This is a genomic window from Streptomyces viridosporus (genome assembly GCF_002078235.1).
In the GTDB taxonomy this organism is placed as follows: domain Bacteria; phylum Actinomycetota; class Actinomycetes; order Streptomycetales; family Streptomycetaceae; genus Streptomyces; species Streptomyces viridosporus.
The window spans coordinates 1-6,485 of record NZ_MSGP01000207.1 but is presented as its reverse complement, the minus strand read 5'-3'; the positions used below and the strand labels follow the sequence as shown (position 1 = coordinate 6,485).

The 6,485-nt window shown below is 75.1% G+C and carries 6 protein-coding genes and 2 pseudogenes; 2 read left to right on the top strand and 6 right to left on the bottom strand.

The window, feature by feature from the left end:
- Positions 1 to 452: pseudogene (locus B7L92_RS15310) on the bottom strand (hypothetical protein); the annotation flags it as partial.
- Positions 449 to 1,051 carry an RNA polymerase sigma factor gene (locus tag B7L92_RS15305; RefSeq protein ID WP_081238113.1) on the bottom strand — a complete coding sequence of 201 codons (603 nt, stop codon included), beginning with the start codon at positions 1,049 to 1,051 and terminating at the stop codon, positions 449 to 451. The pseudogene B7L92_RS15310 and the gene B7L92_RS15305, both read right to left, overlap by 4 nt.
- A 130-nt stretch (positions 1,052 to 1,181) precedes the next feature.
- Here B7L92_RS15305 and trpS point away from each other — a divergent pair, with 130 nt between their 5' ends.
- Both trpS and B7L92_RS15295 read left to right on the top strand, forming a co-directional pair.
- Positions 1,182 to 2,195, top strand: coding sequence for a tryptophan--tRNA ligase (gene trpS, locus B7L92_RS15300; RefSeq protein WP_081238111.1), 1,014 nt, complete (start codon positions 1,182 to 1,184; stop codon positions 2,193 to 2,195).
- A gap of 202 nt (positions 2,196 to 2,397) precedes the next feature.
- On the top strand, positions 2,398 to 2,976 hold the full coding sequence (locus B7L92_RS15295; protein ID WP_004984201.1) for a 2'-5' RNA ligase family protein: 579 nt from the start codon (positions 2,398 to 2,400) through the stop codon (positions 2,974 to 2,976).
- A 41-nt stretch (positions 2,977 to 3,017) separates the two neighbouring features.
- On the opposite strand, the gene dprE2 is transcribed toward B7L92_RS15295, so the two are convergent.
- From dprE2 to B7L92_RS15280, 4 genes and pseudogenes are all read right to left on the bottom strand, one after another.
- Entirely contained in the window at positions 3,018 to 3,773 is a 756-nt protein-coding gene (dprE2, locus tag B7L92_RS15290; protein ID WP_081238110.1) for a decaprenylphospho-beta-D-erythro-pentofuranosid-2-ulose 2-reductase, read from the bottom strand.
- 109 nt (positions 3,774 to 3,882) lie between these two features.
- Positions 3,883 to 4,920: pseudogene (gene dprE1 / locus B7L92_RS15285) on the bottom strand (decaprenylphosphoryl-beta-D-ribose oxidase); the annotation flags it as partial.
- Entirely contained in the window at positions 4,902 to 5,258 is a 357-nt protein-coding gene (locus B7L92_RS41380; protein WP_107501496.1) for a methylated-DNA--[protein]-cysteine S-methyltransferase, read from the bottom strand. The gene B7L92_RS41380 and the pseudogene dprE1, both read right to left, overlap by 19 nt.
- Positions 5,255 to 6,485, bottom strand: a 1,231-nt coding sequence (locus B7L92_RS15280; protein ID WP_081238108.1) for a DNA-3-methyladenine glycosylase 2, incomplete at its 5' end; no start/stop codon positions are given. The genes B7L92_RS41380 and B7L92_RS15280, both read right to left, overlap by 4 nt.

The following is a 6,485-nucleotide window of genomic DNA, read 5'->3' as shown; positions in this document are numbered from 1 at the left end:
ACCCGTCGGCGGTGCCCTCGCGCCCGCGAGGGCACCGCCGACGGGTCGTACCGCACCTCCACCCCGCCGAAGCCGAACCAGTCGGACACCGTCGCCCGCACCGGGGGCGTCAGCACGAGCACCGTCAGCAGGCCGCACACCGCGGCGGTCAGCGCCCGCCACCGCGCCCGCGTCCAGCGCCGCACCGCCCGCCACCGCGCCCCGGCGCCCCGCGGCCCGGCCGCGGGAACCGGTGCCTCCTCCCGCTGCCCCGAGGGCGCAGGCGGCGCTTCCACGGCCAGTATCTGCTCCAGCACCCGCTCGACCATCGACTCGGACCCCGCCGGGTCCGCCGCCCCGGCCGGTCCGTCCAGGGACCGTCCCAGCGCCCGCAGCTCCTCCCGCAGCCGGGCGGCCCTCGCACGCCGGTGCTCCGCGCCGCCGGGGCGGTCGCCGTCGTACGCCCCGCTCACGCCCTCTTCCCTTCTTCCCGGTCTTCCCGGTCTTCCCGGTCTTCCCGGTCTTCCCGGTCTCCCCGGGGCCGGAAGTCCGGCAGCAGGCGCTCCAGCTTGCGCAGGGCGCGGTTCAGCCGCGACTTCACCGTGCCCCGGGGCCAGCCCAGGGCCTGGGCGGTCTCCCGCTCGTCCATCTCCAGCAGATAGCGGTAGGTGACGACCAGGCGGTGCTCCTCGCCCAGCTTCTCCAGGGCGGCCACCAGCGCTCCGCGCCGCTCCGCATCGAGCGTCGCGACCGCCGGATCCGCCGACTCCGGTATCACCGGCTCCGCCCGGGTGAACGCCGCCTCGCGGCCGACGAGGGTGTGCCGGCGGGCCGCCGCACGCACGGTGTTCCTCGTCTCGTTGGCCACGATCGACAGCAGCCACGGCCGGAACGCCATGCCGTCCCGGAACCGGCCCAGCGCGCAGTACGCCTTGACGAAGGCCTGCTGCACCACGTCCTCCGCGTCCGCCCCCGCCCCGAGCGCGGCGGCCGCCCTGAGCGCGATGCCCGTATGGGCCCGCACCAGCTCCGCGTACGCCTCCGCCTCCCCGGCGCGTACGCGTGCGATCACCGCGGCCTCATCGACGATGCGGCCCCCCTCCCGCGTCCTCACACTTTTGTTACACCGCCGGGTCCGGTTCGGTTCCCCCCTGTTTCCGGTCCGTTCCCGACCGCCCCGCGGGACCTGAGAGAATGAGGGCATGGCCTCTGAACGTCCCCGCGTGCTCTCCGGTATCCAGCCGACCTCCGGCTCGTTCCACCTCGGCAACTACCTCGGCGCCGTCCGCCAGTGGGTCGACCTGCAGAACACCCACGACGCGTTCTACATGGTCGTCGACCTGCACGCGGTCACGGTCCCGCAGGACCCGAAGGAACTCCGCGAGAACACCCGCGTCGCCGCCGCCCAGCTGCTCGCGGCCGGCCTCGACCCGGACCGCTGCACGTTGTTCGTCCAGAGCCACGTCCCCGAGCACGCCCAGCTCGGCTGGCTGATGAACTGCATCACCGGCTTCGGCGAGGCCTCGCGCATGACGCAGTTCAAGGACAAGTCCGCCAAGCAGGGCAGCGACCGCACGACCGTCGGCCTGTTCACGTACCCGATGCTGATGGTCGCCGACATCCTGCTGTACCAGGCCGACCAGGTCCCCGTCGGCGAGGACCAGCGCCAGCACCTGGAGCTGACCCGGGACCTCGCCGACCGCTTCAACCAGACCTACGGCGACACCTTCACCGTCCCGAGCGCGTACATCCTCAAGGAGACGGCGAAGATCTACGACCTCCAGGACCCGACGATCAAGATGAGCAAGTCGGCGTCCACGCCGAAGGGCCTCATCAACCTCCTGGACGAGCCGAAGACCACGGCGAAGAAGGTCAAGAGCGCGGTCACCGACACCGACACCGTGATCCGCTACGACGCCGAGAACAAGCCGGGGGTGAGCAACCTCCTCACGATCTACTCGACCCTCACCGGGACGGGCGTCACCGAACTGGAGGAAAGGTACGCCGGCAAGGGCTACGGCGCGCTCAAGACGGACCTCGCCGAGGTCATGGTCGAGTTCGTGACCCCGTTCAAGGAGCGCACCCAGCAGTACCTGGACGACCCCGAGACGCTCGACTCGCTCCTGGCCAAGGGCGCGGAGAAGGCGCGCGCCGTCGCCGCGGAGACCCTCGCCCGGGCGTACGACCGGATGGGCTTCCTGCCCGCCAAGCACTGAGCCGGCGCACTGAACCGGCCCACGGCGCGAATCCGTACCACCGCACAGCGCTGCACATCACTCCGGTTGCGCCTGCCCGCATCCGGGTCGTGGTCGTACAGTCGATAACCGGGTGACCGTTTGGGCGGTCACCCGGCGCGTACCGGAGCCACCGCACCGCGCTCCAGCACCGCGCTTCACCACCACAACGACAGGAGACGACGTGGGGACCGTAACGATCGGTGTGTCGATCGCGGTCCCGGAGCCTCACGGCAGCCGGCTTCAGCAGCTGCGCGCGGGCTTCGGCGACGCCGCGGCGCACGGCATCCCCACCCACGTCACCCTGCTGCCGCCGACGGAGGTCGACGACGCCGACCTGCCGGCCATCGAGGCGCACCTGAGCGAGGTCGCCGCGGCCGGGCGGCCCTTCCCCATGCGGTTGTCGGGCACCGGCACCTTCCGGCCGCTGTCGCCGGTGGTGTTCGTCCGGGTCGTCGAGGGCGCCGAGGCCTGCACCTGGCTGCAGAAGCAGGTCCGCGACGCCTCCGGCCCCGTCGCCCGCGAGCTGCAGTTCCCGTACCACCCGCACGTCACCGTGGCGCACGGCATCGAGGAAGCGGCCATGGACCGCGCCTTCGAGGAACTCGCCGACTACGAGGCCGAGTGGCCCTGCACCGGCTTCGCGCTCTACGAGCAGGGCGCCGACGGGGTGTGGCGCAAGCTGCGGGAGTTCCCCTTCGGCACCGCCGTGGTGCCGCCGCAGGCCGGGCCGGTGGACCGGGGCTCCGTCTCCGCCCACTGAGCCCCGCACCCGTGCGGACCCTCGCCGTGCTCCGCCGGGCCTCAGACCGGCAGCCGCCGGAACACCCCCCGCGGCAGATGCCGCAGCACCGACATCACCACGCGCAGCGCGCCCGGCACCCACACCGTCTCCGAGCGGCGCCGCAGCCCCAGCTCCACGGCCGCCGCGACCGCCTCCGGAACGGTGGCGAGCGGCGCCTCGGGCAGACCGGCGGTCATCCGCGTGCGGACGAAGCCGGGGCGTACGACCATGACGTGCACGCCGGTGCCGTGGAGCGCGTCGCCCAGGCCCTGCGCGAAGGCGTCCAGACCGGCCTTGCTGGAGCCGTAGATGAAGTTCGCGCGGCGGGCCCGCTCGCCCGCGACGGAGGACAGCACCACCAGGGAGCCGTGGCCCTGCGACTGGAGCGCCCGCGCGCACACCAGGCCCGCCGAGACCGCACCGGTGTAGTTGGTCTGCGCGACCCGCACCGCGGCCCGCGGGTCCCGCTCGTCGCGGGCCTGGTCGCCGAGGGTGCCGAAGGCGAGCAGCACCATGTCGACGTCGCCCTCGGCGAAGACCTTGCCGAGCGCGTCCTCGTGGCCGGCGGGGTCGAGCGCGTCGAAGGCGACGGTGCGCACCTCGGCGCCGAGGGCGCGCAGGTGCGCGGCGGCCTCGTCCAGACCGGGGGAGGGGCGGCCGGCCAGCCACACCGTGCGGGTGCGGCGGGCGATCAGCCGACGGGCGGTGGCCAGCGCGATCTCGGACGTACCGCCGAGGACGAGCAGGGTCTGGGGGAGGCCGAAGGCGTCCTTCACGACAGCTCCTAGGTCTTTCGTACGGATCGGGCCGGATCGAGGAGCGGTGCCGGGGCCCGCGGGCCCCGGCACGGTCCGCACGACGGGCCCCGGCGGTGGGGCGGTGGTCTCAGAGGCGGAGCCGGCGGGCCAGGTCGGAGGTGAACACCCCGCGCGGGTCCAGCTCCGCGCGCAGCGCGCGGAAGTCGTCCAGGCGCGGGTACATGGCCGCGAGCAGCTCCGGGCGCAGCCGGGAGTCCTTGGCGAGGTAGACGCGCCCGCCGGCCGCGGCGACCTCCTCGTCGAGCCCGTCGAGGAGGGCGCCGAGGCCGGGCAGGGACGCCGGGACGTCCAGGGCCAGGGTCCAGCCCGGCACGGGGAAGGACAGCCAGCCGGGGTCGGCCTCGCCGAAGCGCTTGAGGACGGCCAGGAAGGACGGGCAGCGGCGTTCGGAGATGCGGCGCACGATCCGGCGCAGGACGTCCTCCCGGCCGTGACCGACGACGAACTGGTACTGCACGAAGCCGCTGCGGCCGTAGACCCGGTTCCAGTGGGGCACGCCGTCCAGGGGGTGGAAGAAGGTGGGGATCCGCTGGAGCTGCCCCGTCCGCGCGCGGGGCGCCCTGCGGTACCACAGCGCGTTGAACAGCCCCACGGTGGTGCGGTTGAGCAGGCCCTCGGGGACGAAGGACGGGGCGGCCGGGAGCCGGGAGGTGCGGAAGGCCAGCGGCTCCCGGCGCGCCCGCGTGCCGCCGGGCAGCGCGTCCAGGGGGGCGTGGTCGCCGCGGGTGAGCACCGCGCGGCCGGTGGCCGCGCCGCGGGCCAGCAGGTCGATCCAGGCGACCGAGTAGCGGTAGCGGTGGTCGTCGGCGGACAGGCGGGCCATCAGGTCGTCGAGGTCGTCCGCGCGCTCGGTGTCGACCGACATCAGCGAGGTCTCGACCGGCTGGAGCCGGAGCGTCGCGGTCAGGACCACCCCGGTCAGACCCATGCCGCCCGCGGTCGCGTCGAACAGCGGCGTGCCCGGCGCGACGGTACGGACCCGTCCGTCGGCGGTGAGCAGGTCCAGGGACAGCACATGGCGGGAGAAGGAGCCCGACACGTGGTGGTTCTTGCCGTGGATGTCGGCGCCGATCGCCCCGCCGACGGTCACGTAGCGCGTGCCCGGGGCGCGCCGATCCGCGCGGCGATCTCGCCGTACGTCATGGTCGCCCCGTAGGGGACGTCGTCGAGCGCGGCCCAGACCTTCTCCCGGAAGGGGGTGCCGGTGGTGCGCACGGCCAGCCGGAACTCCTCCAGCTCGCCGGCGAAGTACGCGGCGAGCTGCTCCTCGGCCGCGCGGAACGGTCCCGGGTCCCGCCGCCAGCCGTCCTGGACGGTGCGCCCGCCCTTCTGCCCGGGCACGGAGAGCGAGGTCAGCTCGCCGGCCGGGGTGGCGGTGAGCAGGAGCGGCCCGAGGGGGCTGTCCGCGCTCGTCCAGTACACGGTGGTCGTCGTCGTGCTCATCGGTACTCCAACTCCCCTGCGGCGCGCAGGTGGTTCAGGGCGTAGGTGCGCCAGGGGCGCCAGCTGTCGGGAACGTCGGTGCCGGGCGGGGCCACGTCCGGGTCGCCGAGGGCACGGGCGCGGATCCCGGCGATCGTACGGGCGTCCAGGCCGGGGACGGCGCCCAGGGCGTCCCGGGCCTCGTCCCGGTCGGCGCCGGGGCCGAGGCGGACGGCGCCGTCGGCGAGGGCGGCGGTGAGCGCGCCCAGGGTGCCGCCGGGCTCGGCCTCGGCGAGGACGCCCGCTTCGGGGAACAGGTGGGTGAGGCCGCCGCAGGGGGCGTCGAGGGCCTTGCCGTACCGCTGGACCAGCCGCGCGGCCTCCTCGCGGCCCACCAGGACGCGCACCGCCAGCTCCTCCGGGTCGGCGGCCCCCGGCGAGCGCAGCCCGGGCCGGGCGGCGACCAGCGGGGCGAGCCGGGGGTCGGCGCCGAGCCGCTCGTCGACCGCGTACGGGTCGGCGTCCAGGTCGAACAGCCGCCGCAGCCGCTGGACCGCGGTGGTCAGGTCGCGCGGATCGGTGAGGTGGACCCGGGCGTCGAGCCAGCCGCCGGGGTGGGCGCCCGCCCCGGTGCGCGCGGCGCCGGTGCGCTCGTGGACGGCGGCGATGCCGGTGCCGTAGGGGAGCCGCAGCGTGCGCCGGTAGGTGCGGGCGCCCGGGGGGCCGCTCACGTCCTCCACGCCGGGGACGGCCTCGCGTTCCAGCAGGTCGAAGACGGGTCCGGACGGGTAGGGGCCGCGGTGGGCGAGCCTCAGGGGGATCCCGGCGGACGGCGTGGCGGGGCGTGCGCCGGTCCGGCCCCGGCCGGGCGCGGCGGCCCGCAGCTCACTGGGCGTGGCGGCGTACACGGCCCGGACGGTCTCGTTGAACTGCCGCACGCTGGCGAATCCGGCGGCGAAGGCGATGTGGGTGACCGGGAGCCCGGTGGTCTGGAGCAGGACGCGCGCGGCGTGCGCCCGCTGCGCCCGGGCGAGGGCAACGGGCCCGGCGCCGAGCTCGCCGGTGAGCTGCCGCTGCACCTGGCGGGCGCTGTAGCCGAGCCGTGCGGCGAGTCCGGCGACGCCCTCGCGGTCGACCACGCCGTCGGCGATCAGCCGCACGGCCCGGCCCACGACGTCGGCCCGCACGTTCCACTCGGCGGAGCCGGGGACGGCGTCCGGACGGCACCGCCGGCAGGCCCGGAAGCCG

What these genes read in the sequence shown, in the direction of transcription:
- B7L92_RS41380 (WP_107501496.1), bottom strand. Translation starts at nt 5,258, where the DNA reads ATGAGCACGACGACGACCACCGTGTACTGGACGAGCGCGGACAGCCCC.
- trpS (WP_081238111.1), top strand. Translation starts at nt 1,182, where the DNA reads ATGGCCTCTGAACGTCCCCGCGTGCTCTCCGGTATCCAGCCGACCTCC.